The sequence below is a fragment of the Streptomyces sp. NPDC002446 genome (genome assembly GCF_053595675.1).
Map to the genome: position 1 here is coordinate 83,433 of NZ_JBSFYC010000014.1, position 26,021 is coordinate 109,453.

Here is a 26,021-nt window from a genome sequence, read left to right on the forward strand (position 1 = left end):
AAGCTAGCGCCGGTTCGCGCGGTCCGCCGCAGAGAGCGATCAAACACAAACAATCGAACCTCAACTCGATATCGATGGATACCGATGAATACTGATCGAATCCGCACGGTGAGGAGTTACCGGTAATCGCCGAACCGAGCATCCAACTCACGTCCCCGATTGCTCATTTCATGCACGGACAGTGACCGATTGTCCACCGAAGTTGTCCACAGCCTGTTGATAAGACCATTCACCGGTTCGGACCAAGCCACCGCGCGCGCTCCACGGCCGCCCACAGGCCCGCCACCAGCGCACTCACGGGGATCACACACCCCGAACTCCCGCGTCCCCATTTGCAGGCAGCCAAATCGCGCTCCGATCACCCCTCGGTAAGCTGACGGCATGACAGGACAAGTTCGAACCGTCGACGGCAGAGTTGCCGGCCGCCGCGGACAGGCGACGCGGCAGAAGCTTCTCGACTGCCTCAGTGAAATGCTCAGTTCGTCCCCCTACCGGGACGTCAAGGTCATCGATGTGGCCCGAAAAGCGGGGACTTCACCCGCTACCTTCTATCAGTACTTCCCGGACGTGGAAGGCGCCGTCCTGGAAATCGCCGAGGAGATGGCCAAAGAGGGTGCCACTCTGACCGATCTTGTCGCCGGACGCTCCTGGGTGGGCAAGTCCGGCTGGCAGGCGGCAGAGGACCTGGTCGAAGGCTTCCTCTCCTTCTGGCGCAAGCACGACGCGATCCTGCGCGTCATCGACCTGGGCGCGGCCGAGGGCGACAAGCGGTTCTACAAGATCCGCATGAAGATCCTCAACGCCGTCACCAACTCGCTCACGGACTCCATCCAGGAGCTCCAGAGCAAGAACAAGGTCGACAAGGACGTCAGCGCGGCAGCCATGGCCGGCTCGATCGTCGCGATGCTCGCGGCGGTCGCCGGGCACCAGAAGGGCTTCCAGAGCTGGGGCGTCAAGCAGGCCGAGCTCAAGCCCAATCTGGCGCTGCTGGTGCACTTCGGCATCACGGGAAAGAAGCCCACGAAGTGAAGCGGACCATATGAAGCGGACTTCCTAGCGGAACCATCTGCCAGCAACCGAGCCAGCAGCCGAGGAAGCGGCCACGCAACAGCCGCTCCCCCAAGTCCCGGTGCATCCGGGCCGGTTCGCCGTCGGTCCTGTATCCGTCCTGCCATAGCTGTACCGCACACACAGCGGGTGCCGCCCGCCCCCTAGGGGGCCGCCGAGGCACCCGCTGTGTGCGTGCGGGGACCGTCCGCGTACGGGTGCGCGGGAACCGTCCGTGCGGGACCGTCCGTGTGCGGCACCGTCCCTGTGCGGCACCGTCCCTGTGCGGCACCGTCCCTGTCCGGCGCCGTCCCTGTGCGGCCGCTCAGCGGCGCTCCAGCCGGAACAGCCGGATCTCCCGCTCCACCCGCGCCTGATACGCGGCGTACGGCGGCCAGAACGCCAGCGCCGCCCGCCAGGCCCGCGCCCGCTCCTCACCGGTCAGCAGCCGGGCCCTTACGGGAATGTCCTGACCCCGCCAACTGACCTCCGCCTCCGGATTCTTGAGCAGATTGCCGGTCCAGGCCGGATGGCCCGGCCGACCGAAGTTGCTGCCGATCAGCAGCCAACCGCCGTCCTCCTCCGGCATGCAGGCCAGCGGCGTACGCCTCGGCAGCCCGCTCCTGGCGCCCGTCGCGGTGAGGATCACCCCGGGCAGCATCCGGGCGCTGAGCAGCACCTTTCCACCGGTGAGCCGGTGCACGGCGCGGTCCAGCGCGGGGATGAAGTGCGGCGCGATCCGGGCGAACGTACGGGTCGCGGAGATCTTCTGCAGCAGCCGCTCACCTGGTGGCATCACACATCGACCGCCTCTTGGGTACGAGCCCCGACCGCCTCTTGGGTACGGACCGTCGCCGGCACACCGGCCCGGTGCGCGCCATCGGCCGGCCCGCCACTGTCCATCGTGCCCGTCGGCGCCGGGAACAGCCCCGCCTCTTCGGCGGCCCGGGCCCGCAGCCGGTGCACGGGCCCCAGCAGCAGTTCGTCGCACGCCGCGCGCTTGAAGTACAGATGCGCCTCGTGCTCCCACGTGAAGCCGATGCCGCCGTGCAGCTGCACGGCCTCGGCCGCCACCGCCCGCAGGGCCTCCAGCGCCTGCGCAAGGGCCAGCGCGCCTACTCCGGGCTCGTTCGTGGTGCCTGTGCTGCCTGTGCTGCCTGTGCCGCTCGTGCTGTGTGTCGTGGCCGTCCCGTACGGGTCGGCATCGGGGTAACCGGTCCGTACGCGTCCGGCCGACCACGCCGCGTAGTACGCCGCCGACCGGGCCGCTTGCAGCGCCACGTACAGGTCGGCGAGCCGGTGCTGGATGGCCTGGAAGGAGCCGATCGGCCGGCCGAACTGGGTCCGTTCCTTGACGTAGGCGACGGTCCGGCAGAGTGCCGTATCGGCCGCCCCGACCGCCTCGGCGGCCAGTGCCGCGGCCGCCGCCGCACCCGTCGCGGCGAGTGCTCGCGCCACCGCCGTCCCGGCGCCCGCTCCCTCGCCCGCTTCCTCTCCCAGCAACTCGGCCGGGACGTCGCGCAGTTCGAGCCGCGCCTGGGGCCGGGTCTCGTCCAGCGCGGTCTGCCGGGTCCGCAGCAGACCGGGGAGACGGGGCGGGCCGGGGAGACGGGGCGGGCCGGGGAGACGGGGCGGGCCGGGGAGACGGGGCGGGCCGGGGAGGCCGGGCGGCGTCTCGGCCTGCCCTGCCTGTTCGACGGCGTCCGCACGTACGAGGAAGAGCAGTGTGCGGCTGTGCGCGAAGCCGCCGGTGTGCGCGGCCACGACGAGCACCTGCGCGGTGTGCCCGTTCAGCACCTGCGTGGCCTCCCCGTACAGCCGCCAGCCGCCGTCCCGCAGCCTCGCCTGGATGCCGCCGGACCGGCCGCCGCCCGCCCAGTCGCCGTCGTTGGGCCCGGTCAGGGCCAGTGCGGTGGCCAGTTGTCCGCCCGGTACGGCCAGCGTGCCGGTCAGCTCCCCGGCCGCGAGGGGCGGCAGCAGCGCGGCGCGCTGCCGCTCGCTGCCCAGCGCGAGGATCAGGGGGGCGGCCAGCGCGGCCGTGGCGACCAGCGGTGAGGGCAGGACGGCACGACCGGTCTCCTCGCAGGCCAGGGCGAGTTCGGTGGGCCCGCAGCCCACCCCTCCGTACGCGGCGGGCAGCGCAAGGCCGGGGAGCCCCAGCTGGCCGGCGAGCTGGCGCCACAGCTGTTCGTCGTAGCCCGGTGGGGTGCGTACCGCCGCTTTGACCTCGTCCGGGCCGCAGTGTTTGTGCAGCAGTTCGCGCAGAGTGCGGCGGATTTCGTGCTGCTCCTCGGTGAACGCGGCATCCATCGGCGGGCTCCTCCCGGCCGTAGACAACGCCCGCCCGGTCCGATCCGACGGGCCCCGGCAGCCGATCTGACGGGGCGTCATAGTAGGGGTGGGGGGTGGAGTTTCCTAGGGTCGCGGCCTTGCCTCACCGCGGGCCTGCCCCCACCCCTCGATCTGATGTACCGTCAGATTCATGCCTTCAGTGACGCCAGGGCCAGGCACCCCGGGCAGTCCCGGGAGCCCGAGGATTCCCCGGCCCCCCTCCCGGAATCGCAGGGTCGTCGTCGCCGGGATCGCCCTGTCCGACTGCGGCCGCGTGGACGAGGCCACCCCGTACGCGCTGCACGCCCAGGCCGCCCGCCGGGCACTCGCCGACAGCGGCCTGGACCGATCGGTGATCGACGGCTTCGCTTCGGCCGGGCTGGGCACCCTCGCCCCCATCGAGGTCGCCGAGTATCTGGGACTGCGTCCCACCTGGGTCGATTCGACCTCGGTCGGCGGCTCCACCTGGGAGGTGATGGCCGCGCACGCCGCCGACGCGATCGCCGCCGGCCACGCCAACGCCGTACTGCTCGTCTACGGCTCCACCGCCCGCGCCGACATCAAGGCCCGCCGCCGCACCTCGAACCTCTCCTTCGGCGCCCGCGGCCCGCTCCAGTTCGAAGTCCCCTACGGGCACACCCTGATCGCCAAGTACGCCATGGCCGCCCGTCGCCATATGCACCAGTACGGCACCACGCTGGAGCAGCTGGCCCAGATAGCGGTCCAGGCGCGGGCCAACGCGGCGGCCAACCCGGACGCGATGTACCGCGCCCCGGTCACCGTCGACGAGGTCCTCTCCGGCCCGATGATCGCCGACCCGTTCACCAAGCTGCACTGCTGCATCCGCTCCGACGGCGGCTGCGCGGTCCTGCTGGCCGCCGAGGACTACGTGCCCGACCTCGCCAAACCCCCGGTATGGGTGCTCGGTTCCGGTACCGCGGTCTCGCACACCACCATGTCCGAGTGGGACGACTTCACGGTCTCGCCCGCGGCGGCATCCGGCCGGCTCGCCTTCGAGCGCGCCGGAGTCCGCCCCGCCGAGATCGACCTGGCCGAGCTCTATGACGCCTTCACGTACATGACCCTGGTGACGCTGGAGGATCTGGGCTTCTGCGCCAAGGGCGAGGGCGGCGCGTTCGTCGAGAAGGGGCGGCTGCTGCGGGACGGCGAGCTCCCGGTCAACACCGACGGGGGCGGCCTGGCCGCCTGCCACCCCGGCATGCGCGGCCTGTTCCTGCTGGTCGAGGCGGTACGCCAGCTGCGCGGCGAGGCGGGCCCGGAGCGCCAGGTCCGCAAGGCCGGCGGCCGGCTGCCACAGCTGGCGGTCGCCTCGGGTACCGGGGGCTGGTTCTGCTCGTCGGGGACCCTGGTACTGGGGCGGGGCTGAGGGCCGGAACGGCTACCGGTAGCGGGACGGAGGAGGGACGGGCGGCGGCTGGGCTGTCACCCGGTGGGCGACGGCCGCGTGATGACGCTGAAGGGCGTACCGAACGGGTCCCTGATCGCGGCCATCCTGCCGTACGGGGTCTCCTCCGGGGGCTCGGCCGTACCGCCCGCGGCGAGGGCACGCGCCACCAGGTCGTCCGTGTCCTCGACCTCGAAGAGGGTCTGCCAGCGGGACGCGGCGAGATCCGGCACGCCGGCGACTCCGCCGATCTCATGCCCGTCGGGACGGCGAAGGAAGGTGAAGTCGAAGCCGGGGAGGTCGTCGTTGCCGTCGAGGGTGAAACCGAACGCGGCGGAGTAGAAGCGGCGGGCGGGCTCGGGGTCCGGGGACGTCAGATCGTTGCGCACCAGCGTGCACGGCTCGTTGACCAGCTCGCAGCCCGGGAGCGTACGCCCCTGCCAGAGGCTGAAGCGGGCGCCGACCGGGTCGATGACGACGGCCGTACGGCCCAGCTCCGCCACGTCCGACGGCGGTGTGAGCAGGGTCCCGCCGCTGTCCGTGATGCGCCGGGCCGTGGCGTCGCAGTCGTCCGTGGCCAGATACATGTGCCACCAGGACTCGCCCTCGGCGTCCGCGGCGTCCGCGGCGGATACGGGCCGCAGCGCAGCCACCCGGCGGCCGCGCAGCAGGCACATCGTGAAGGGTCCGGTCGCCGCCGAGCGTTCCGCGTACTCCCAGCCGAACAGAGCGCGGTAGAACGCCTTCGCACGGTCGAGGTCGGGGACCCCGAGATCGATCCATGTGGGCGTTCCCAGCGGCTGGTTGACGTCGATCTGACTCATCGGCTGCTCCTCTAGTCCGTCGCGTTGCCCCGCGGCACGGCCCGGATCGGGTGCCCCGACGCTAACGAGGGTCGAGGACGGGGGCTGTCCTACTAGGGCGCCTCCGGCAGTCACCCCAGGCTCTACACAAGGCGCTACCCGAGGGAGGGCTACACGAGGGGCCACACAAGGATCTATACAAGCGTCATAGACAAACGTTTAAGACGCTCGTATAGTCGGGAGGACCGGTCAGCGAGCGCACCACGACCGAGCGTCGCCACGCCGCGCGCGACGCAGCCCGCCCAGGAGCACCACGCACCCGAAGGGAACCCGCCATGCCCGGCACCGCCTCGCCCGCCCGCGCCACCGCCCACCCCCGCACCGCACCCCGCACCGTGCTGATCTCCGGCGCGAGCATCGCCGGCCCGGCGCTCGCCTACTGGCTGCACCGATACGGCTTCGCGGTGACCGTCGTCGAGCGCGCGCCCAAGCTGCGTACCGGCGGCTACAAGGTCGACATCCGCGGCGCGGCCATCGACGTCGTGGAACGGATGGGGATCCTGGAGGACATCCAGCGCGCCAGTACGGACATGCAGACCGGCGCGTATGTGGACGACGGCGGGAAGCGGATCGCCACCCTCCCCGCCGATGTCTTCGGCGCCCGGGTCGGCCGTGACGACGAGATCATGCGCGGCGAACTGGCCCGCATCCTCTACGACCGCACCCGGACCGACGTCGAGTACGTCTTCGGCGACTCGATCACGTCGATCACCCCGCTCGGCCCGGATGGCCCGAACGGCCCGATCACCCCGATCGGCCCGAACGACGTGACCGCAGCTCGGTCGAACGATCACCGCGAAGGCGTCTACGTCACCTTCGAGCGGAGCGCCCCCCGCCGCTTCGACCTCGTCGTCGGCGCCGACGGTCTGCACTCGACCGTCCGGCGGCTGGCCTTCGGCCCGGAAGAGCAGTTCGTACGGCACCTCGGCGCATATATCTCGGCCTTCTCGATGCCGAACGAACTCGGCCTGGACCGCGAGGAGTTGTACCACGCCGTGCCCGGCAAGCTGATCTGCGCCTACAGCTCCGCCGGGGATCCTGCGGCCAAGGGCCTGCTGACCTTCCGTTCGCCGCGGCTGAGCTACGACCACCGGGACACCGCACAGCAACTGGCCCTCCTGGAGGCCGCGTTCGAGGGCGTCGGCTGGCAGACGCCACGGCTCCTCGAAGCGGCCCGCGAGGCCGGTGACCTCTACTTCGACGGGCTGCACCTGGTCGAGATGGACCGCTGGTCACGGGGGCGGGTGGTGCTGCTCGGCGATGCTGCGAACTGCCCCTCACCGGCGTCGGGGCAGGGTACGGGGATGGCGCTGGTCGGCGCGTACGTCCTGGCAGGGGAGCTCGCGGCGGCCGGCGACGAGGCTCCGGAGGCGGCCTTCGCCCGCTACGAGGAGGAGATGCGCGGCTATGTCGCGGTCAATCACACGCTGGCGCGGAAGTTCGCCAAGGAGATGACCGCGGACAGCTGGCGCCAGATCCGCTTCCGGCATCTGATGATGCGGATCCTGCCGTACATGCCGTGGAAGAACTTCGTCGCGAAGAAGATCGCCGAGGATGTGCAGCGGGCCGCGAACGCCATCACGCTGAAGGACTATCCGGCGCCGGCACCGGCCGCACCGGCGGCACCTGCGCACGGCGGGAGTACGAGTGGGAGCACGGGTGGGAGTACGGGTGGGGCTACGACCGGGACGGCGGGCGGGGCGACGGGCGGGATGGCGGCCGGGGCCGCGGGCCACGAGCCCGACGGGGGTGCAGGCGGGGCGCCGGGCCCTGCGGCCGTCCCCGCGCCGGAGGTCGCGCACCGCACGTACGCTGCCTGACATGAGCGATCACCCCACGCACCAGGACGCCCCGGACGCCGCCCCCACCGGCTCCGCGGCGGCCCGCCCCGGCGAGGCGGACGCCGCGACCGCCGCATTCCGCGAACTGCTGCGCGGGCTGCGGGTCTGGGACCACGAGTTGCCGGCGTTCGACCCCGCGAAGGCCCCGGCCGAGCCACTGCCGCTGTTCCGGCAGTGGCTGCGGGAGGCCGCCGAGGCGGGCCAGCCGGAGCCGCACACCATGACGCTCGCCACCGCGGACGCGGCCGGCGATCCCTCCGTACGGACCCTGATGCTGCATGACGCCGATGAGCGCGGCTGGCACTTCGCCTCGCACCGCGGCAGCCGCAAGGGCCGCGAGCTGGCGGCACGGCCGCGGGCGGCGCTCGGCTTCTACTGGCCCGCGGTCGGCCGCCAGGTGCGGGTCCGGGGGACGGTGACGGAGGCGGGTCCCGAGGAGAGCGCGGCCGATCTGCACCGCCGCTCCACGGGTGCGCTGGCCGCCGCGCTGGTGGGCCGGCAGAGCGAGGTACTGGGCTCGACCGAGGAGCTGGCGCGCGCCTCCGGCGCCGCCTGGGAGCGCGCGCAGCAGGAGCCGGACGCACCGGTGCCCAGCTGGACGCTGTATGTGCTGCACCCTGAGGAGGTCGAGTTCTTCCAGGGCGACGCTCAACGTCGCCACGTACGGCTCAACTACCGTTACGAGAACGGGACTTGGCGCCAGGAGCTGCTCTGGCCGTGAAGCGCTGGGCGGGCTTCGAGCGTGGGACGGCCCCGACCCCTAGGCACTGCCCCTAAGGGACGCGCTGCCCCCTTGCATATCCCTTCCCGCTGTCACAGCTGCCGATGCTCACGCTCACAGCTGCTGATACATGATGTGCAGCCCCACATACCCCTTGGTGGGGTGCTGGAAGCCCTCGGGAAGGGTGGTCATGATCTCGAAGCCGAGGGACTTCCAGAGGGCGACGGCGCCGGTGTTGGTCTCCACGACGGCGTTGAACTGCATCGCCCGATAGCCCTCGGCGCGGGCCCAGTCCAGCACATGCTCGCCCAGTGCCCGGCCGACGCCGCGTCCGCCGTACTGCGGATCGACCATGAAGCTGGCGCTGGCGATGTGCGCGGCCCCGCCCATGTGGTTGGGGTTCATCTTGGCCGTGCCCAGGACCGTCCCGGAGTCGTCGACGGCCACGACCGTCCGGCCGGGCGGCTCCAGCAGCCACATCTCCCGGCCCGTCGCCTCGTCGAGGTCACGCGGGTAGGTGTAGGTCTCTCCGGCCGCCACGATGGCATGGAAGAAGGGCCAGATGGCAGGCCAGTCGGCCGCGGTCGCCTCACGAATCAGCACGGCCACAGCATGACGCCGCCCCCTCCGCACCGCCACCGGAATTACCCCCGCCCCGACCCTCACGCCGGCCGGAAGACAGGGACGGCGAATCCACCGCCCTCCCCGGCACCACCGCCCGCCCCGGCACCGCCCGCCCCGGCACCGCCACCGGACGCACCCTCGCCACGGAACCGCACCAGCAGCGGCATCCCGATGCGCAGCCGCCCTTCCTCGCAATCGACGATCTCGGTCATCATCCGCGGCCCCTCGGCGAGATCGACCACGGCCGCGACATACGGCACCCGCTCACCGAACGGCGGGAGATCGTTACGGTGCACGACGGACCACGTATAGAGCGTGGCGCGGCCACTGGCCGGCTCCCAGCCGACCTCCTCGCTCCAGCAGTACGGGCAGAACTCGCGCGGGTAGTGATGGGCCGCACCGCACCCCGCGGCCCGGCAACGCCGCAACAACAGCCGCCCCTGTGCCGCCGCCTCCCAGTACGGCCGGGTGAAGGCATCCACCTCCGGTACATCAAAGCGCGGCACGCCTCCCCCGGCACTCTGCGCGCCCACAGCCGCGGCACTCCCCCCGGCCCCACCCTTCACAAGACCACCCCCACCACTCACACCCCACCGCTCCGTCGATCGACCAGGTAGGTACGCCGGCTCGCGCCCACCAGGGCGGCGCGGGAGTCCGGCGCCAACAGCGCGTCCGGCCCCATCACCGCGTCTCCGGCGCCATCACCGCACCCGGCCCCGTCACCGCGTCCCGCGCCTGCTCGGCCCGGTCGCCCCGTCGCCCCTACCGCGCTCATGCCGACCCTTCGTGCTCTTGTGCCGCCGGCCCTCCAGCCACCGCAGGCCGAGGCTGAGCGGCGGCTGCCGGAGGCCGAAGTGCCGTGGCTGACCGGATACTCCGGCTCCGCGCCCGGTGCGGGGCACGGCCGGCCGCCCGGCCCCCGCCGCGATGGAACGTCTGCATTCCGCGCACCCTCACGCTCTCCCTCCCTCCCTACCTCCCCTTCAGTATTTCTGACGCTACGTCAGCTTCACCAGTCCAGCCCATGAACACACCCCCGCGCAAGAAGCGTGACGCGATCCATCACCGGACATGGCGGCCAGCGGGCTCCCGCAACCCGCCTTCCCCAGCGCCCGCGCGGCGGGCCGCCCACCCCGCCCCGAAGCTTTCCCCTGCTTTCCCCTGCTTTCCCCTGCATCCCCATTCCTGACGCAGCATCAGTTCAGTAATCTGACTAGGCGTCAGTTGTCAGGAATTCGCCGGTCCCGTGAGCCGAGTAGGCCGGGTGGCCGGGCATGCCAGGTAATGAGAGCCGTCACACAGGAGCGGGCGTTGCGATGCTTGGATCGACTCACGGCACCCTCACCACTCACTCCCGGCCGGCCCGCGTCGTGGCCTGTGGGGAGCAACCACCACACACCGTCCACGGCATGAGCGCACCGCATCGCGGCAGCGGCGGACCGGGCGCGGACGGCGCCGTCGACCGGGACGTCAGCGGCCGCCCGCTGCACGCTCCGGTGCCCGACCTGGACCGGTTCTTCCGGCCCGAGTCGGTGGCCGTGATCGGCGCCTCGGACACCGAGGGCCGCCCCAACACCGGCATCACCCGCCAGCTCCTCACCTGGGCCGAGCGGGTCGGCGCCCGGCTGCACCCCGTCAATCCGGGACGGAAGCAGGTCTTCGGCCGGACCTGCCACGCCACCGTCGCCGATCTGCCGGAGGCCGTCGATCTCGCCGTACTGCTGGTCGGCGATCCGCTGCCGGTCATCGAGCAACTCGCCGAGGCCAAGGTGAAGTTCGCGGTGGCCTTCGCCTCCGGCTTCGCCGAGACCGGGGAGCAGGGCGCGGCCGCCCAGGCCCGGCTCACCGCGGCCGTCGAGCGCTCCGGGCTGCGGCTGCTCGGCCCGAACACCAACCTCAACGCCTTCGAGCAGTTCCGCGAAGACCTCGACGGCCCGGCCATCGCCCTGATCACCCAGTCAGGCCACCAGGGCCGGCCGGTCTTCACCCTTCAGGAACTGGGCATCCGCCTCTCCCACTGGGCGCCCACCGGCAACGAGGCCGATCTGGAGACCGCCGACTTCCTCTCCTACTTCGCCACCCGGCCCGAGGTCGGCGCCATCGCCGCGTATGTGGAAGGCCTCAAGGACGGCCGCAGCTTCCTGCTCGCCGCCGACCGCGCGGCCCGCAACAAGGTCCCGGTCGTCGCCGTCAAGGTCGGCCGCACCGAGACCGGCGCCCGGATGGCCGCCTCCCACACCGGCAAACTCACCGGCGCGGACGGGGTCGTGGACGCCGCGATGCGGCAGTTCGGCGTGATCCGGGTGGACGGGCTCGACGAGCTGCAGGACACCGCGGCGCTGCTGGCCCGTGCCAGGAAGCCCACCGCCGAGGGCATCGCCGTCTATTCGATCTCCGGCGGCACCGGCGCCCACTTCTCGGACCTGGCGACCGCGGCGGGACTGCGGCTGCCCACCCTGGACGACGCCAAGCAGGCCGAGCTGCACCAGTGGATACCGGACTATCTCAGCGTCGCCAATCCGATCGACAACGGCGGGCACCCCGTCGGCGACTGGCGCGGCCGAAAGATCATCGACGCGATACTGGCCGACCCGTCCATCGGCGTACTGATCTGCCCGATCACCGGCCCCTTCCCGCCGATGAGCGACAGACTCGCCCAGGACCTGGTGGACGCGGCGGAGCGGACGGACAAGCTGGTGTGCGTGGTGTGGGGCTCGCCGGTCGGAACGGAGGAGGCCTACCGCCACACCCTGCTCGGCTCCTCCCGGGTGGCGACCTTCCGCACCTTCGCCAACTGCATCACCGCCGTACGCGCCTACCTCGACCACCACCGCTTCGCCGCCGCCTACCGCTCCCCCTTCGACGACGCCCCGCGCGTGCTGTCCCCCTCCGCGCGCAAGGCACAGGCCCTGATGCGCCCGGGCCAGCAGCTCAGCGAGCACGCGGCCAAGCAGCTGCTGCGCGCCTACGGCATCCGGGTCCCGCGCGAACAGCTGGTGACCAGCGCGGCGGCGGCCGTACGGGCGGCGAGCCTGGTCGGCTACCCCGTCGTCATGAAGGCCTCCGGGCCGCAGCTGGCGCACAAGACCGAACTCGGCCTGGTCAAGGTCGGTCTGACCTCGGCCAGCCAGGTCAGGGACGCCTACCGCGAGCTCACCGACATCGCCCGTTACGAGGACCTCCCGCTGGACGGTGTCCTGGTCTGCCAGATGATCGAGCGGGGCGTCGAGATGGTCGTCGGCGTCACCCACGACAGCCTCTTCGGGCCGACCGTGACCGTCGGCCTCGGCGGGGTCCTCGTGGAGGTCCTGCGGGACGTCGCGGTGGGCGTACCGCCCTTCGGGGAGGACCAGGCCCGCGCGATGCTCGGCGAGCTGCGCGGCGGCGCCCTCCTGGACGGCGTACGGGGCACACCGCCCGCGGACACCGACGCCCTCGTCGAGGTCGTCCTGCGCGTGCAGCGGATGGCCCTCGAAATGGGCGGTGAACTGGCCGAGTTGGACATCAACCCGCTGGTGGTGCTGCCGCGCGGACAGGGCGCGGTGGCCCTCGACGCGCTCGCCGTCTGCCACTGATGGCGACCGCACCACCGTCCGCGCCGCCGTCCGCACCACCGCCCGCGCCGCCGCCCGCACCACCGCCCGCGCAACCGCCCGCGCCGCCGTCCGCACAGCCATCCACGCCGTCATCCACGCCGCCATCCACCCGAGCAGCGCAGCACCCGCCCGCCGTAAGCACCCCGACCGCACCCTCTGGAGCCACTCCCCCATGACATCCTCCCCGTCCCCCGGTTCCGTTCCCCCCACCGAACCGGCCGGCGGCGACGAGCGCGTCGGCCCCTCCGCCGTCGCCGACCCCGTCGATTCAGCCGACCCCGTCGATTCATTGGTACTGCACGCCACTGACAACGGCGTCTCGTGGATCACCCTCAACCGTCCGGACGTGCTCAACGCCCTCGCCTGGGACCAGCGCGAACGCATCATCGGCCACCTCGCCGACGCCTCGGCCGACCCGGACGTACGGGCCGTCGTCATCACGGCGACCGGCAAGGGCTTCTGCGCCGGCGCCGATCTGCGCGGCTCGGCGCCGGCGGGCGAACGGGTCGCCGGCGATGTCGCCCGGATGATCCGGCGCGGCACCCAGCGGTTCATCGCCGCGGTGCTGGACTGCGAGAAGCCAGTGATCGCCGCGGTCAACGGCACCGCGGCCGGGATCGGCGCCCATCTCGCGTTCGCCTGCGACCTGGTACTGGCGGCCGAATCGGCCCGCTTCATCGAGGTGTTCGTCCGGCGCGGCCTGGTCCCGGACGGCGGCGGCGCCTACCTCCTGCCCCGCCTGATCGGCCCGCAGCGCGCCAAGGAGCTGATGTTCTTCGGAGACGCCGTAGCGGCCACGGAGGCCGAACGGCTGGGGCTGGTCAACCGGGTCGTCCCGGACGGCGAGCTGACGAAGACGGCCCGGGAGTGGGCACAGCGGCTGGCGGCCGGCCCGACCCGCGCGCTGGCCCTCACCAAGCAGCTGGTCAACACGTCCTTCGAGGCCGACCGGGCCACGGCCTTCGCCGCCGAGGCCACCGCCCAGGAGATCAACATGACGACGGCGGACGCCCAGGAAGGCGTCACCGCCTTCGTGGAACGGCGCAGCCCTTCCTACCGGGGCCGATAGCCCTACCCCCGCACGCCCTCCGGGCACACCGGCACCTCACGTGTGTTGCGCGTCCGCACACCCGGCAGCCACCCCTGAACCCCCTGCCCGCTGGTGACCAGATACCAGCGGGTGGAGGTGATGCCGGCCTCGTCGCGGACCATGACGCCGTCGGTGACGACACAGCGTGCGCCCAGCTCGTCGCCGTGCCAGACCCGGCCGGCGGAGTTGTCGCGCGCCGCGTACTCGGCGTGCGGGTCCTTGGCCAGCCGCAGCGCGCACTCCAGGGAACGGCCCGCACGGCAGGCCTGCTCGCTGTTGTAGACCGTGATCTTCACCATCCGGCCCGGCCCCGCCGGCTGCGGCGTGACGGACCCGGGGCGCACCAGCCACCACACCCCCAGCGCCACCGCGGCCACCGCGGCCGCAACCGCCAGCGCGACCGCGTACGGGCGTCTGCGGGGCCGCACGACCACGGCGGGCGACGATTGGCCGCCGGTCTCCTTGATGCGGTCCCACAGGCCCGGCGGTGTCTCGATCTGTGCGTCCGCGCGCCGCAACCGGGCGCGCAGCAGCGCCTCGGCGTCGTCACCGGCGCCGTCGCCCCGGCCACCGCCGAAGTCCCGGCCGCCTCCCGCGCCTCCCGCACCTCCCGCGCCGCCGTGCTCGTAGCGTGGCCCCACACCCACCGTGCCGCTCACCTCCCGGCCTGCCCGTGTTCCGATTCAACGAGGTAGGCGCGCAGCCTGTCCAGCGCACGGGCCCGATGGCGGGCGGCGGTGCCGCGATGCACCTTCATGATCTTGGCGGCCTGGTCGATGGTGTAGCCGTCGAGGTCGACGAGGATGACGATGCCCGCCTGGCGGTGCGACAACCGCCCTAACAGGCGCACCGCTTCGATCTCGGCGTTCCGCCGCTCCACCCCGCCGTCCCAGCCGCCGGGCGCCCCGCCGGGCCCGGCCCCCGAGGCGCTCGCGCCGGCCTCCTCCACCCCCTCCAGCCCGTCGACCAGCACCTGGCGCCGGTCCTTGCGGTGGGCGTCACGGGCGACGTTGAGCACGGCCGTGAAGGCGTAGGCGTACGGCTCCGGATGGGCGAGGAAGCGCTGCGGACGGGCGGCGAGCTTGAGGTACGCCTCGTGCACCACGTCCTCCGCCGACTGTCTGGAACCGGCCAGCATCACCGCTCTTCGGTAGAGCCGCGGCAGCAGCCCGCAGAAGACCTCGTCGAAGGTGGGTGACGCGGCGGACGAAGCTGATGACGGTGTCGCATCGGCCATGTACCGGAACTCTCCCCCGTGCTCGGCTACGGACGCGGCCGAGGTGGACGCTACCCGTGCGGGCGACACGCATTCGGTAATCCGCCGTCCAATCTCCCGCGAATCCACCGACGGCCGCCCCGCCCCCGCAGCCAAACCACACATCCGGGTGGCACCGCCGCTTCCCCCGTCCGCTTCACAACTGACGCTCCATCAGATTCAATGACGCCATGATGGGACACGCTGGAATGGCGGCCACGGCCGTGCGCTATCTGCGCTCCGTCGGCGCACCGACCACGGCCGCCGCACCGGCCGCCCCCGCCACGGCTCACCCGAGGCCCGCGCTGCGCGCCGTACGCGAGGACGAGCGCGCCCCGCTGGATCCGGCCGAATTCCGCGCCGTCCTGGGACACTTCGCCAGCGGCGTCACGGTCGTCACCTCCCCCGGAGAGCCCGGCCCGGCCGGCTTCGCCTGCCAGTCCTTCGCCTCCCTGTCCCTCGACCCACCGCTGGTGACGTTCATGGTGGCGCGTACGTCGACGACCTGGCCCCGGATCGCCCGCGCCGGGGTGTTCTGCGTCAACGTCCTCGGCGCGGGCCAGGGGGAGCTGTGCCGCGGCTTCGCGGTCAGCGGCGCCGACAAGTTCGCCGGCGTCTCCTACGGGCCGGCCCCCGCGACCGGTTCACCCCGGCTCGCGGACGTCCCCGCCTGGATCGACTGCACGATCCACGCCGTGCACACCGGCGGCGACCACCTGATCGTCGTCGGCCGCGTCGAAGCCCTCGGCACGGACCCGCACGCCGCCGAAGCAGGCCCGCTCCTCTTCCACCGGGGCGCGTTCGGGCACTTCAGCCCGTGAGGGCGGGCCAGGGCCTGTCCGACCCTGACCCATCGGACAGGCCCTAGCGGGCCGAAGCCCCACGGTCCCGCCGCGTCAGCACATACCGCTTCCAGTCATCCGGATCGCCCAGGAAGTAGTAGAGCGTGGGCCGCTCCTCGGTGCCGCCGATCAACCACTCGCCCCCGCAGTCGCCGGACACCAGCACTCTCCCCTCCCCCATGAACCGCTCCGGCTCCCAGCTGCCGACACCGCCGCAGCGCTCTCCCGGCTCGCCGACGCGAGCGGCTCGCGCCACCCCGTCGGAGCGCAGCACGAGGGTGCCGCCGCTGCCGTCCTCCCAGACCCCTACGAGATCGGCCCGGTCCAGCCGCGGGGGCTCGTACGCCGGCAGCAGTCCGGTCAGGAGGGCCGCCACCCCCAGGGCCCCCGCCGCGAAGGCCGCCAGAAGGGCGCCGCCCGCGACGGTGGCGGCGATACGCACGGTGCGCAGGGTCCCGGTGCCCCTGGCGGCGAGCGCGGCCAGCAGAGCGGCGGGGACGGCGGCGGCCGTGAGCACCGCCCAGCATGCGGCGTAGGCGGCGAACGGCCCGACGGAGCCCGTACGGAGCGCGAGGAACACCCCGCACACGGCGGTCGCGGCGGCCGCCGCGAAGGGGGTCGCCGCCACCGTCCACCACCACTTCGGCCGCCCCGGCCGGCCGCTCCACCCGACCGCCCACCGCGCCAGCGTCAGCGCGGGCAGCACCACGGCGGCCGTGACCACAAAGCCGGGGATCGCCCCGAGGGCGAGCACGAACGGCAGGAAGATCACCAGGATCGGACTGCCGATGGGCCCCTCCTGGGTGAAGCCGTACAGCACCAGCCCGACCCCGGCGCACACCGCCTCGGCGAACAGCGTCGCCATCGACACCACAACGGCCCGCCCGCTCCACACCTCGCGCAGCGTCCCGGCGCTCCCCTCGCTCCGGACCTCGCTCCGGAACTCGCTCCGGACCTCGCGCAGCGCCGCCCCGTCCGGCCACCCGGTGCCGCCGGCTGCCGCCTCGTTCCCTGCGGCTCCTGCCTCGTTCGCTGCGGCTGCCTCCTCGTTCCCTCCGGCTGCTGCCTCGCTCCCTCCGGCTGCTGCCTCGTCCCCGACCGCCGTCCCCATCGCCCGCCCCCTCCGTCCCCGCGCATCTCATGCATCACGTGCACTTCATGCATCACGCGCATCTCACGCATCCCAAGCGCCTCGGCACCTCAGCGCCTCAGCCCGACACCGGGATCATGCAGTGGCCGAAAATGCACCCCTCCACCGGGGGGGGGTGGCTCACGACGCTGCCGGCCGTGCCCGCCCCGGCTGCTCACGCCGCTGCCGGATGACCAGGGCCATCAGGGCCGCGAGGGCGCACAGGGCGCCCGAGGCGTACCAGACCGGGTTGTAGGTGCCGAAGGCATCGCGGGCGAGGCCGCCCAGGAAGGCGATCAGGGCGGCGCCCACCTGGTGGGCGGCGAGGACCCAGCCGAAGACGATCGCGCCGTCCTCGCCGTAGTGCTCGCGGCACAGGGCGATGGTCGGCGGGACGGTGGCCACCCAGTCCAGGCCGTAGAAGACGATGAAGAAGACCATCGGCGGATGGACGGTGTCGGACAGCAGCAGCGGCAGGAACATCAGGGACAGGCCGCGCAGTCCGTAGTAGACGGCCAGCAGCCGGCGGGTGTTGAAGCGGTCGGTGAACCAGCCGGAGGCGATGGTTCCGGCGATGTCGAAGACGCCGATCACCGCGAGCAGCGAGGCGGCCGCCGTCACCGGCATGCCGTGATCGTGGGCTGCGGGCACGAAGTGGGTTTTGACCAGTCCGTTCGTGGTGGCGCCGCAGATCGCGAAGGTGCCCGCGAGCAGCCAGAACGGGCCCGTGGCTGCCGCTGAGACCAGTGCCCGCAGCGCCCGCCGGGCCGCGCCCCGCTGCGGCGGCGGCTTGGGGACGAACTCCGTCGCCCCGTAGGGCGCGAGGCCGACGTCCGCCGGGTGGTCGCGCAGCAGCAGCCACACCAGCGGGACGACGGCGAGCGCGGCGAGCGCGACGGTCACCGCGGCCGGCCGCCAGTCGTGCCGGTCGATGATCCAGGAGAGGGCCGGGAGGAAGACCAGCTGGCCGGAGGCGCCGGCCGCGGTGAGGATGCCGGTGACCAGCCCGCGCCGCTCGGTGAACCAGCGGCCGGTGACCGTGGCGGCGAAGGCCAGCGCCATCGAGCCGCTGCCCAGGCCCACCAGCACGCCCCACAGGAGCACGAGTTGCCAGCCGGCCGTCATGAAGACGGTCAGGCCGGCGCCGGTCGCGATCACCACCAGGGCGACGGCGACGACCCGGCGGATGCCGAAGCGGTCCATCAGGGCGGCGGCGAACGGCGCGGTCAGCCCGTACAGGGCGAGGTTCACCGAGACCGCGAAGCCGATGGTGGCGCGCGACCAGTGGAACTCGGCGTGCAGCGGGTCGATGAGCAGGCCGGGGAGGGAGGCGAAGCCGGCCGCGCCGATGATCGTGAGGAAGGTGACGGCGGCGACGGACCAGGCGCGGTGCGGCCGCCGCCGCCCAGGGGGCACTGCGGCACCCGCCGCACGGCGGCCCTTCGCCCGTATCGGCAGTTCAGGTGTCTGGGTCACCGCAGCAGCTTCGTCCGCAGCGCCCGTACGGAACGAGTGGCCGGAAGGTCAGGGTTCGCCAGGATCGGGCCAGCGGGAGACCACGGCAGGAGGCCCGGCAGCCCCCTAGCCGAACGTCAGCACCGCCCGTGCCACCCGCCCGTGGTGCGCGTCGTCCGCCGCCTTCGCGAAGTCCTCCACCGCGTACGTCCGGGTCACCAACTCGTCCAGCAGCAGCCGCCCTTCGCGGTAGAGCCGGGCGTACAGCGCGATGTCCCGCTGCGGCCGTGCCGAGCCGTAGCGGCAGCCCAGGATCGACTTGTCCAGATACATCGACGCCACCAGGAACGACGCCTGGGCCGAGGCCGGCGGCACCCCGAGCAGCACCGCCTGGCCGTGCCGGTCCAGCAGGTCGATCGCCTGCCGGATCAGCCGTGTGCTGCCCACGCATTCGAAGGCGTGGTCGGCGCCGGCCGGCAGGATCTCCTTGACCGCCGTGACGCTGTCCGCCACCGCCGACGCGTCGATGAAGTGCGTGGCGCCGAACTGCCTCGCCACCGCCTCCTTCGCCGGGTTGGCGTCCACCGCGACGATCACCGACGCGCCCGCGATCCGCGCCCCCTGCAGCACGTTGAGGCCGATCCCACCCGCCCCGATCACCACGACCGACTCGCCGCGGTCCACCTTCGCGCGGTTGAGCACCGCCCCTACGCCCGTCAGCACCCCGCACCCGATCAGCGCGGCCGACGTCAGCGGAACATCCTCGGCGATCTTCACCGCCTGCACCGCCTTGACGACCGTACGCTCCGCGAACGCCGAGTTCGACGCGAACTGGAACAGCTCGGTGCCGCCCCGCCGAAACGGCCTGCCGGGCATCCCGATCGCCTGACGGCACATCGTCGGCCGCCCGCGGTCGCACTCCGCGCACGCCCCGCAGTTGGCCAGCGTCGACAGCGCGACATGGTCGCCGGGGACCACATGCCCGACGCCCGCGCCCACGGCCTCCACCACCCCCGCCCCCTCGTGCCCCAGCACCACCGGAACCGGGAAGGGGATCGTCCCGTCGACGACCGAGAGATCGCTGTGGCACAGCCCGGCCGCCCGGATCCCGACCAGCACCTCGCCCGGTCCGGGGGCACGCACCTCCAGATCGTCCACGACCCGGGGCTGCTCACCGTCGAATATGACGCCTCTCATCACCGCTCCACTCTGGGCAGGCCGAGCACACGCTCGGCGATGATGTTGCGCTGGATCTCGTCCGAGCCGCCGTAGATGGTGTCGGCACGGGTGAACAGGAACAGCCGTTGCAGCGGGTCCAGTTCGTACGGCGCCCGCCCGCTCCAGTCGGCCGGCCCCAGCGCGGCCGCGGCGCCCCGTACCCGCATCGCCAGCTCCCCGAGCCGCTGATGCCAGCCGCCCCACAGCAGCTTGGCCACGCTCGGCGCGCCCGCGCCCCGGGCCGCGCCCAGGGTCCGCAGCGCGTTCCACCGCATGACCTTCAACTCGGCCCACTGCGTGGTGAGTTGATCGCGCAGTACGGGGTCGTTCAGCGTCCCGCAGCGGGACGCGGCGGCGACCACCTCCGCCAGCTCCGCGGCGAACCCGATCTGCTGGACGAGCGTGGAGACCCCGCGCTCCAGCGCCAGCAGCCCCATCGCCACCCGCCAGCCGTTCCCCTCCCCGCCGACCACATGCTCGGCCCGTGCCAGGGCCCCGTCGAAGAACACCTCGTTGAACTCCGCCGTCCCCGACATCTGCCGGATCGGCCGCACCTCGATGCGGCCCGGCTGGTCCATCGGCACCAGCAGGAACGAGAGCCCCCGGTGCCGCCGCTCGCCCGGGTCCGTCCGCGCCAGGACGAAGCACCAGTCGGCCTCCCGGGCCAGCGAGGTCCAGATCTTCTGCCCGCTGATCCGGTACGCGGCCCCGTCCCGGACCGCCACCGTCCGCAGCCCCGCCAGATCCGACCCCGCCTCCGGCTCGCTGTAGCCCTGGCACCACAGCTCCTCACCGCGCGCGACGGCCGGCAGAAACCGCCGCCGCTGCGCCTCGTCCCCCTGCGCGATCAGCGTCGGCGCCAGCAGGTTCTCCCCGATGTGCCCCACCCTGCCCGGCGCCCCCGCCCGGGCGTACTCCTCGGCCCACACCACCTGCTGCGTCAGGCTCGCCGCCCGGTTCCCGTACGCGCCGTGCGTACGGTCCCAGCCGATCCCGATCCACCCGCCGGCCCCGAGCTCCCGCTCCCAGGCGCGCCGCGCCGCGGCCTGTTCGTGCTCGCTGCCGGGTCCGCCCCGGCCCGCCAGCCCGGCGTAGGGGCCCGCAAGGCGGCCCGCCAGCCAGGCCCGTGCCTCGGCCCGGAACTCCTCCTCCGCACGCCCGAACCCGAAGTCCACGACCGGACCGCCTACCGGTTGGGCCGGGCCTTGGCCGCCGCGGCCGCCGCCATCTCCTCCAGCTGCGCCAGCATCGGCATCGGATCCGCCCCCACCGCCCCGGGGACCACCTCGGCCACCTTCTCCGGCGTCCACCCGCCGTCCGCGTACACGGAACGAAGCTCCCGCGGCTGCGCCCACACCGCGATCTTCGGGCCCGCCACCGTGTACACCTGCCCGGTGACCTCGCGCGCCCGCTCGCTGAGCAGATAGACGACGAACGCCGCGACGTCCTCCGGTTCGCCGATCTCCTTCAGCTCCATCGGTACGTTCGCCGACATCCGGGTGCGCGCGACGGGCGCCACCGCGTTGGCGGTCACTCCGTACTTGTGCAGGCCCAGCGCGGCGCTGCGCACCAGCGAGATGATCCCGCCCTTCGCGGACGAGTAGTTGGCCTGGGACACCGACCCCTGGTGGTTCCCGCTGGTGAAGCCGACGAGGGTCCCCGATCCCTGGCGCCGCATCACCGCGGCCGCCGCCCGGAACACCGTGAACGTCCCCTTCAGATGAGTGGCGACCACCGGGTCCCACTCCTCCTCGGACATGTTGAAGAGCATCCGCTCGCGCAGGATCCCGGCCACGCACACCACCCCGTCGACCCGCCCGTACTGCGCCAGCGCGGTGTCCACGACGCGCTGACCGCCCGCCATCGTCGACACGTCATCGGCGACGGCCGTGGCCGTGCCGCCCGCGGCCTCGATCTCCTTGACCACCGCGTCGGCGACCTCGCTGCTCGGGGCGCCGCCCTCGATCGAGACCCCGTAGTCGTTGACCACGACCCGCGCGCCCTGCGCGGCGCAGGCCAGCGCGACAGCGCGCCCGATACCGCGCCCCGCACCCGTGACGGCGACCACCTTGCCGGCCAAGAAGTTCCCCATGCCGCGCCCCTTCCCGCACTTTCTGACGGACCGTTAGATTTTTGGGCAGACGCGAGTCAACCACAAGCCCCCGGAGGCCGCCATGCCCCTGCCGCAGGACTTCCACGACATCGCCAAACGCGTGAACAACTGGGGGCGTTGGGGGACGGACGACGAGATCGGCACCCTGAACCTGATCACCGAGCAGGTCGTACGGGAGGCCGCCGGCTGCATCCGCAGCGGCCGCCGCGTCCCGCTCGCGCTCCCGCTCCAGCAGGACGGCGTGCAGACCGGGATGATCCCCGGCCGGGTCAACCCGCTGCACACCATGACCGCCATCAACCAGGAGATCTTCGGCCCGGGTACGGTCGCGACCTCGGACGACGCGGTCACCATGGGCCTGCAGGCCGCCACCCACTGGGACGGCCTCACCCATGTCTCCCACTCCGGACGCCTCTACAACAACCGCCCCGCCGACTCCGTCACCGCCCACCTCGGCGCCACCGCCCTCGGCATCGAGAAGGCCGCCCCGATCGCCTCCCGCGGCGTCCTGCTGGACGTGGCCCGCGCCCACGGCACCGACCGGCTGCCCGGCGGGCACGCCGTCACCCCCGAGGACCTGGACGCCGCCGAGGACCTGGCCGGCACCGCGGTCCGGGCCGGCGACATCGTCCTCGTACGGACCGGACAGCTGCAGCACTACCTGGCCGGCGACCGGCAGGCGTACGCGTTCCCGTCACCCGGGCTGTCGCTGCGCACCCCGGAGTGGTTCCACGCGCGCGATGTCGCGGCGGTCGCCAACGACACCCTGACGTTCGAGATCTTCCCGCCGGAGATCGAGAACCTGTGGCTGCCGGTGCACGCGCTCCACCTCGTCGAGATGGGCATGCTGCAGGGCCAGAACTGGAATCTGGAGGAGCTGTCGACGGCCTGCGCGGAAGCGGGCCGCTATACGTTCTTCCTGTCGGCGATGGCCGAGCCGTTCGTCGGCGGGGCCGGCACTCCGGTCGCGCCCGTCGCGATCCTGTGACGGTCGCGACGGGGCCCGGCCGGCCAGGTGGCGGTGCGCTCATGCGCGCCCCGAGCACGGCACCGCGGACCGCCACCCTCCCGGGCCGCGATCCGCACTCGTCGAGGCAAGGACCGGGCGCAAGCCCGATGCCCCCCACACCCTCGGCGTCCCCTCACGGCGAATCGCTCCACCCAAGAGTGATCAACTAGGCACGCCACGTCAACACCTGGTCTGGACTAATTTCGCGACACGGACGCATCGGTGTCCCATTTGCCCGCATTGAGGGCGGTTCACTATGGCGCAATGGGACTCAAATGCCCCAGGTCCGTCCCCGTCGCCATCAGCAGCGGCCGGCCGCGGTCCACCTCGCACCAGATGCGCTTGCCGGCACCCTCCTGCTGCCAGCCCCAGCGGTCCGCCAGTCCGTCGACCAGCTCCAGGCCGCGGCCGTTGGTGTCGTCGCCGTCCGCGTGCCGCTGGCGCGGCGGGCGGGCGCTGGCGTCCACCACCTCCACACGGACCGTCCCCACGACCGCACCCGAGCCGGAGAAGCACATCCGCAGCTCGGCAGCCGCGCCGGTGTGCACCACGGCGTTGGTGACGAGCTCGGAGATCAGCAGGATCAGCGTCTCGGCAAGTGGTTCATCGGGCCCTATGCCGGACCCCACGAGCCGCGAGCGGGCCCACCGCCGTGCTCTGCCCACCTCCGCGGGGTCGGGCCGTACGTCCAACTGCACCTGAAGCACCTGCACCGCTCACACCATCCGAACCGGCGGAAACATCGCCTCGCGCCTCCACGGAGTCACGGTGCGTGACCCCGGTGAAGCACAGCATGGTTGACGTTCAGTCACCCCAACAAGCGCTTCGGGCATATTCCAGCGCAAGGGAGTATGCGTGCTGCATACTGTGCGACGCACTTTGCGGGGAGTCGAACAAGGGGGGATATCGGGCCCCTGCCCAAGGCGGGCGGCGCGCAGTCCGTACCCCGGAACCGTCGCTCCGACGGCACCGGGTTCGTTGCGCCACAGAACCACTCGCACCCAACGGAGCGTACCTGAGCGGAACGCCGACTCCCGCCTGTGACGAGTCACGCCTAGGACACAACCCGATATCGACCCTCCGTGACCGCTTCTGTGTGGTGGGTCCGACATTTCGCACACGGGTTGGCAGAGTCTGACATCGCCCACCACCGCTCACCGCCCTCAGCCGATCAGGCCCGCCGCCAGCGACTCCTCGGCCTCGGCCGCCGTGCCCCAGCACTCGGCGCGCAGCCAGGCCCGCTTGAGGTGCAGATGGACATCGGCCTCCCATGTGAAGCCCATTCCGCCGTGGACCTGCAGACAGTCCCGCGCATTGCGCACCGCGGCCTCGTCGGCGAGCAGCTTGGCGCCCGTGACGTCCGGAGCGCTGTCCGTGACCGCCGCCGCATATACGGCACTTCTGGCGATTTCCGCACGTACGAGCATCTGCGCGCACAGATGCTTGATCGCCTGGAAGGAGCCGATGGGGGCGCCGAACTGGGTGCGCGCACGGGCGTGGGCGACCGCCATCTCGACCGTGCGGGCCGCGCTGCCGAGTTGCTGGGCCGCCGTGAGCAGCGCGGCCTCGCGACGCAGCCGGGACACGTCCGGGCAGGCGAGGGGCGCCGAGCGCGGAGTGCCGGTGATGCGGGCCAGCGGGGTGAGCGGGTCGACGGAGGTGAAAGGGGCGCAGGGGACCTGGTCCGGCGCGCTACGGCGCGCACCGCCCGTGCGCCCCTGTGCGCCCCCGCCGACCGCCCGTGCCCCCGCACCTACGCCTGCGTTCCCGGCCACGTCCGCGTCCAGCAGGATCAACTCATCGCAGTCATCCGGGTGTTCCCACAGCGCCGGGTGCCGCGCCCCGTCGCACAGCCCGACGATCTTCTCGCCGGTCGCGACGCCGTCCACCGTCCCGGCCAGCAGCTGGCACGCCACCAGCGGGCCGGGCAGCAGCGCCCGACCGGCCTCCTCAAGGACCAGCACCGCCTCCGGCAGTCCGAGCCCCACTCCGCCGGCCGCCTCCGGCAGCCGCAGCGCGAAGAACCCGGCCGCGCCCAGCTCCCGCCACAGCGCACGGTCCAGCGCGGGCGCGTCGACGGCCGCCCGCAGCCGTTCGCGGGCGAACCGGGCGGCCAGCAGCTCCCGCGTCCCGTCCCGCAACGCCCTTTGGTCGTCGGTGAGTTGGAAGTCCACCGCCCGCTCACCGCCCCTTCGGCAGGCCGAGGATCCGCTCGGCGACGAGGTTCTGCTGGATCTGCGACGTACCGGCCGCGATGGTGTACGAGAGGGACGACAGCCGGTCCGCGATCCACTCCTGGCCGGCGTCCAGCGCGCCGGCGCCCAGCACCTCGGCCGCCGCGTCGTACAGCTCCTGGCGGGCGTGCGAATAGCGCAGCTTGAAGACCGAACCGCCGATACCGGGCGGCCCCCCGTTCCTCCGGCTCTCGCTCACGTTCCACTGCGTGAGCCGCCACAGCGCGGTGAACTCCGCGCGCAGCCGGCCGAGCCTGCGGCGCAGTACGGCATCGTCCCAGCGGCCGTTGGCGCGGGCCGTACGGGCCAGTTCACCCAGCACCCGGCGGCAGGCGACGACCTCGCCGACGAAGGCGGTGCCGCGCTCGAAGGAGAGCGTCACCATCGTCACCCGCCAGCCGTCGTTCTCCGCCCCGACCCGGTTGCCGACCGGCACCCGCACCTCGTCGAGGAACACCTCCGCGAACTCCGCCGACCCGGCGAGGGTGCGCAGCGGCCGGACCGTCACGCCCGGCGCGTCCATCGGCATCGCGAGCCAGGTGATGCCGTGGTGCCGGGGCGCCGTGGGGTCGGTGCGGACCAGCAGCTCGCACCAGTCGGCGACCTGCGCGTGCGAGGTCCAGATCTTGCTGCCGCTGATCACGTAGTCGTCGCCGTCGCGCCGCGCCCGCGTCCGCAGGGACGCCAGGTCGGACCCGGCGTCCGGCTCGCTGAAGCCCTGGCACCACACCTCGTCCCCGCGCAGGATCGGCGGCAGCCAGCGGGCACGCTGCTGCGGGGTGCCCTCGGCGATGAGGGTGGGCCCGGCGTGCAGCAGCCCGACGAAGCCCGCGCCGACGTAGGGCGCGCCGGCGCGCTCGGTCTCCTCCAGGAAGATCAGGTGCTGGGTGGGGGTGGCGCCCTGCCCGCCGGCGTCCTTCGGCCAGTGCAGACCGGCGTACCCCGCGTCGTGGAGCATCCGCTGCCAGGCCGCGTCATACGCCCGGCGGCCGGGCCAGTCGGCCGCCGCGGGCTTCGCGGGGAGCGTGGGCAGCACCTCGCCCAGCCAGGCCCGCAGCCGCGCCCGGAAGTCCTCCTCTTCCTGCGTGTAGGCGAGGTCCATCAGCGGACCGGCCCGTCGCCGGGGCCCGTCACCTGGCCGTCGACGCTGATGATCCGCGGTAGCTCCATCGGGTTCCCCCTCGTCGTCCCCGCACCCCGGGTCCGGGCGGGCCGCACACCGCCATATCCCATATCTGATGGACCGTC

The 26,021-nt window shown here is 72.6% G+C and carries 23 protein-coding genes; 8 read left to right on the forward strand and 15 right to left on the reverse strand.

Annotated features, from left to right (window positions below; translation table 11 throughout):
• Positions 1 to 381 precede the first annotated feature (381 nt).
• Positions 382 to 1,029 (forward strand): TetR family transcriptional regulator, encoded by a 648-nt coding sequence (locus tag ACWD6P_RS11230; protein WP_451443776.1) that lies wholly within the window; start codon positions 382 to 384, stop codon positions 1,027 to 1,029.
• Positions 1,030 to 1,372: 343 nt separating this feature from the next.
• Here the strand turns inward: ACWD6P_RS11230 and ACWD6P_RS11235 are convergent, their stop codons facing one another.
• Together ACWD6P_RS11235 and ACWD6P_RS11240 are read right to left on the reverse strand one after the other, a co-directional pair.
• Positions 1,373 to 1,843: a nitroreductase family deazaflavin-dependent oxidoreductase gene (locus ACWD6P_RS11235; protein WP_451443777.1), complete on the reverse strand. Its 471-nt coding sequence runs from the start codon at positions 1,841 to 1,843 to the stop codon at positions 1,373 to 1,375.
• Complete coding sequence (locus ACWD6P_RS11240) at positions 1,843 to 3,357, reverse strand: acyl-CoA dehydrogenase family protein (RefSeq protein WP_451443778.1); 1,515 nt, start codon at positions 3,355 to 3,357, stop codon at positions 1,843 to 1,845. Before ACWD6P_RS11240 ends, ACWD6P_RS11235 begins: the two co-directional genes overlap by 1 nt.
• Positions 3,358 to 3,529: 172 nt before the next feature.
• Here ACWD6P_RS11240 and ACWD6P_RS11245 point away from each other — a divergent pair, with 172 nt between their 5' ends.
• Positions 3,530 to 4,765, forward strand: a complete 1,236-nt coding sequence (locus ACWD6P_RS11245; protein WP_451443779.1) for a thiolase C-terminal domain-containing protein — start codon at positions 3,530 to 3,532, stop codon at positions 4,763 to 4,765.
• A 56-nt stretch (positions 4,766 to 4,821) separates the two neighbouring features.
• On the opposite strand, the gene ACWD6P_RS11250 is transcribed toward ACWD6P_RS11245, so the two are convergent.
• Entirely contained in the window at positions 4,822 to 5,607 is a 786-nt protein-coding gene (locus tag ACWD6P_RS11250) for a VOC family protein (protein ID WP_451443780.1), read from the reverse strand.
• Positions 5,608 to 5,921: 314 nt separating this feature from the next.
• Between ACWD6P_RS11250 and ACWD6P_RS11255 the strand changes: the two genes are divergently transcribed.
• The gene (locus tag ACWD6P_RS11255; RefSeq protein WP_451443781.1) at positions 5,922 to 7,466 is read left to right on the forward strand and encodes an FAD-dependent monooxygenase; all 1,545 of its coding nucleotides are present in this window, start codon (positions 5,922 to 5,924) and stop codon (positions 7,464 to 7,466) included.
• 1 nt (position 7,467) lies between these two features.
• On the forward strand, positions 7,468 to 8,208 hold the full coding sequence (locus ACWD6P_RS11260) for a pyridoxine/pyridoxamine 5'-phosphate oxidase (protein WP_451443782.1): 741 nt from the start codon (positions 7,468 to 7,470) through the stop codon (positions 8,206 to 8,208).
• 114 nt (positions 8,209 to 8,322) lie between these two features.
• Here ACWD6P_RS11260 and ACWD6P_RS11265 read toward each other — a convergent pair whose 3' ends face one another.
• Entirely contained in the window at positions 8,323 to 8,811 is a 489-nt protein-coding gene (locus ACWD6P_RS11265; RefSeq protein WP_451443783.1) for an N-acetyltransferase family protein, read from the reverse strand.
• 59 nt (positions 8,812 to 8,870) lie between these two features.
• Entirely contained in the window at positions 8,871 to 9,338 is a 468-nt protein-coding gene (locus ACWD6P_RS11270) for a Zn-ribbon domain-containing OB-fold protein (protein WP_451443784.1), read from the reverse strand.
• Positions 9,339 to 10,148: 810 nt separating this feature from the next.
• On the opposite strand from ACWD6P_RS11270, the gene ACWD6P_RS11275 reads away from it, so the two are divergent.
• Both ACWD6P_RS11275 and ACWD6P_RS11280 read left to right on the forward strand, forming a co-directional pair.
• A complete protein-coding gene (locus ACWD6P_RS11275) occupies positions 10,149 to 12,407 on the forward strand; it encodes an acetate--CoA ligase family protein (protein WP_451443785.1) in 2,259 nt (752 codons plus the stop codon).
• Positions 12,408 to 12,600: 193 nt separating this feature from the next.
• The gene (locus tag ACWD6P_RS11280) at positions 12,601 to 13,497 is read left to right on the forward strand and encodes an enoyl-CoA hydratase/isomerase family protein (RefSeq protein ID WP_451443786.1); all 897 of its coding nucleotides are present in this window, start codon (positions 12,601 to 12,603) and stop codon (positions 13,495 to 13,497) included.
• A 2-nt stretch (positions 13,498 to 13,499) separates the two neighbouring features.
• Here the strand turns inward: ACWD6P_RS11280 and ACWD6P_RS11285 are convergent, their stop codons facing one another.
• The gene (locus ACWD6P_RS11285) at positions 13,500 to 14,165 is read right to left on the reverse strand and encodes a hypothetical protein (RefSeq protein WP_451443787.1); all 666 of its coding nucleotides are present in this window, start codon (positions 14,163 to 14,165) and stop codon (positions 13,500 to 13,502) included.
• An 8-nt stretch (positions 14,166 to 14,173) separates the two neighbouring features.
• Positions 14,174 to 14,755, reverse strand: a complete 582-nt coding sequence (locus ACWD6P_RS11290; protein WP_451443788.1) for an RNA polymerase sigma factor — start codon at positions 14,753 to 14,755, stop codon at positions 14,174 to 14,176.
• A 209-nt stretch (positions 14,756 to 14,964) separates the two neighbouring features.
• Between ACWD6P_RS11290 and ACWD6P_RS11295 the strand changes: the two genes are divergently transcribed.
• Entirely contained in the window at positions 14,965 to 15,594 is a 630-nt protein-coding gene (locus tag ACWD6P_RS11295; protein ID WP_451443789.1) for a flavin reductase family protein, read from the forward strand.
• 43 nt (positions 15,595 to 15,637) lie between these two features.
• Here ACWD6P_RS11295 and ACWD6P_RS11300 read toward each other — a convergent pair whose 3' ends face one another.
• The 5 genes from ACWD6P_RS11300 to ACWD6P_RS11320 form a co-directional block, all read right to left on the reverse strand.
• Positions 15,638 to 16,726 carry a hypothetical protein gene (locus tag ACWD6P_RS11300; RefSeq protein WP_451443790.1) on the reverse strand — a complete coding sequence of 363 codons (1,089 nt, stop codon included), beginning with the start codon at positions 16,724 to 16,726 and terminating at the stop codon, positions 15,638 to 15,640.
• A 159-nt stretch (positions 16,727 to 16,885) separates the two neighbouring features.
• Complete coding sequence (locus ACWD6P_RS11305) at positions 16,886 to 18,220, reverse strand: MFS transporter (RefSeq protein ID WP_451443791.1); 1,335 nt, start codon at positions 18,218 to 18,220, stop codon at positions 16,886 to 16,888.
• Between the two features lie 105 nt (positions 18,221 to 18,325).
• The gene (locus ACWD6P_RS11310; RefSeq protein WP_451443792.1) at positions 18,326 to 19,396 is read right to left on the reverse strand and encodes a Zn-dependent alcohol dehydrogenase; all 1,071 of its coding nucleotides are present in this window, start codon (positions 19,394 to 19,396) and stop codon (positions 18,326 to 18,328) included.
• Complete coding sequence (locus ACWD6P_RS11315; protein ID WP_451443793.1) at positions 19,396 to 20,592, reverse strand: acyl-CoA dehydrogenase family protein; 1,197 nt, start codon at positions 20,590 to 20,592, stop codon at positions 19,396 to 19,398. The genes ACWD6P_RS11310 and ACWD6P_RS11315 overlap by 1 nt, the downstream gene beginning before the upstream one ends.
• Positions 20,593 to 20,603: 11 nt before the next feature.
• The gene (locus ACWD6P_RS11320; protein ID WP_451443794.1) at positions 20,604 to 21,509 is read right to left on the reverse strand and encodes an SDR family oxidoreductase; all 906 of its coding nucleotides are present in this window, start codon (positions 21,507 to 21,509) and stop codon (positions 20,604 to 20,606) included.
• Between the two features lie 82 nt (positions 21,510 to 21,591).
• Between ACWD6P_RS11320 and ACWD6P_RS11325 the strand changes: the two genes are divergently transcribed.
• The gene (locus tag ACWD6P_RS11325) at positions 21,592 to 22,518 is read left to right on the forward strand and encodes a cyclase family protein (RefSeq protein ID WP_451443795.1); all 927 of its coding nucleotides are present in this window, start codon (positions 21,592 to 21,594) and stop codon (positions 22,516 to 22,518) included.
• A 275-nt stretch (positions 22,519 to 22,793) separates the two neighbouring features.
• Here the strand turns inward: ACWD6P_RS11325 and ACWD6P_RS11330 are convergent, their stop codons facing one another.
• The 3 genes from ACWD6P_RS11330 to ACWD6P_RS11340 form a co-directional block, all read right to left on the reverse strand.
• Complete coding sequence (locus ACWD6P_RS11330; RefSeq protein WP_393487502.1) at positions 22,794 to 23,252, reverse strand: ATP-binding protein; 459 nt, start codon at positions 23,250 to 23,252, stop codon at positions 22,794 to 22,796.
• Between the two features lie 450 nt (positions 23,253 to 23,702).
• On the reverse strand, positions 23,703 to 24,713 hold the full coding sequence (locus tag ACWD6P_RS11335; protein ID WP_451443796.1) for an acyl-CoA dehydrogenase family protein: 1,011 nt from the start codon (positions 24,711 to 24,713) through the stop codon (positions 23,703 to 23,705).
• Between the two features lie 7 nt (positions 24,714 to 24,720).
• Positions 24,721 to 25,875, reverse strand: coding sequence for an acyl-CoA dehydrogenase family protein (locus tag ACWD6P_RS11340; protein WP_451443797.1), 1,155 nt, complete (start codon positions 25,873 to 25,875; stop codon positions 24,721 to 24,723).
• Positions 25,876 to 26,021: the final 146 nt, after the last annotated feature.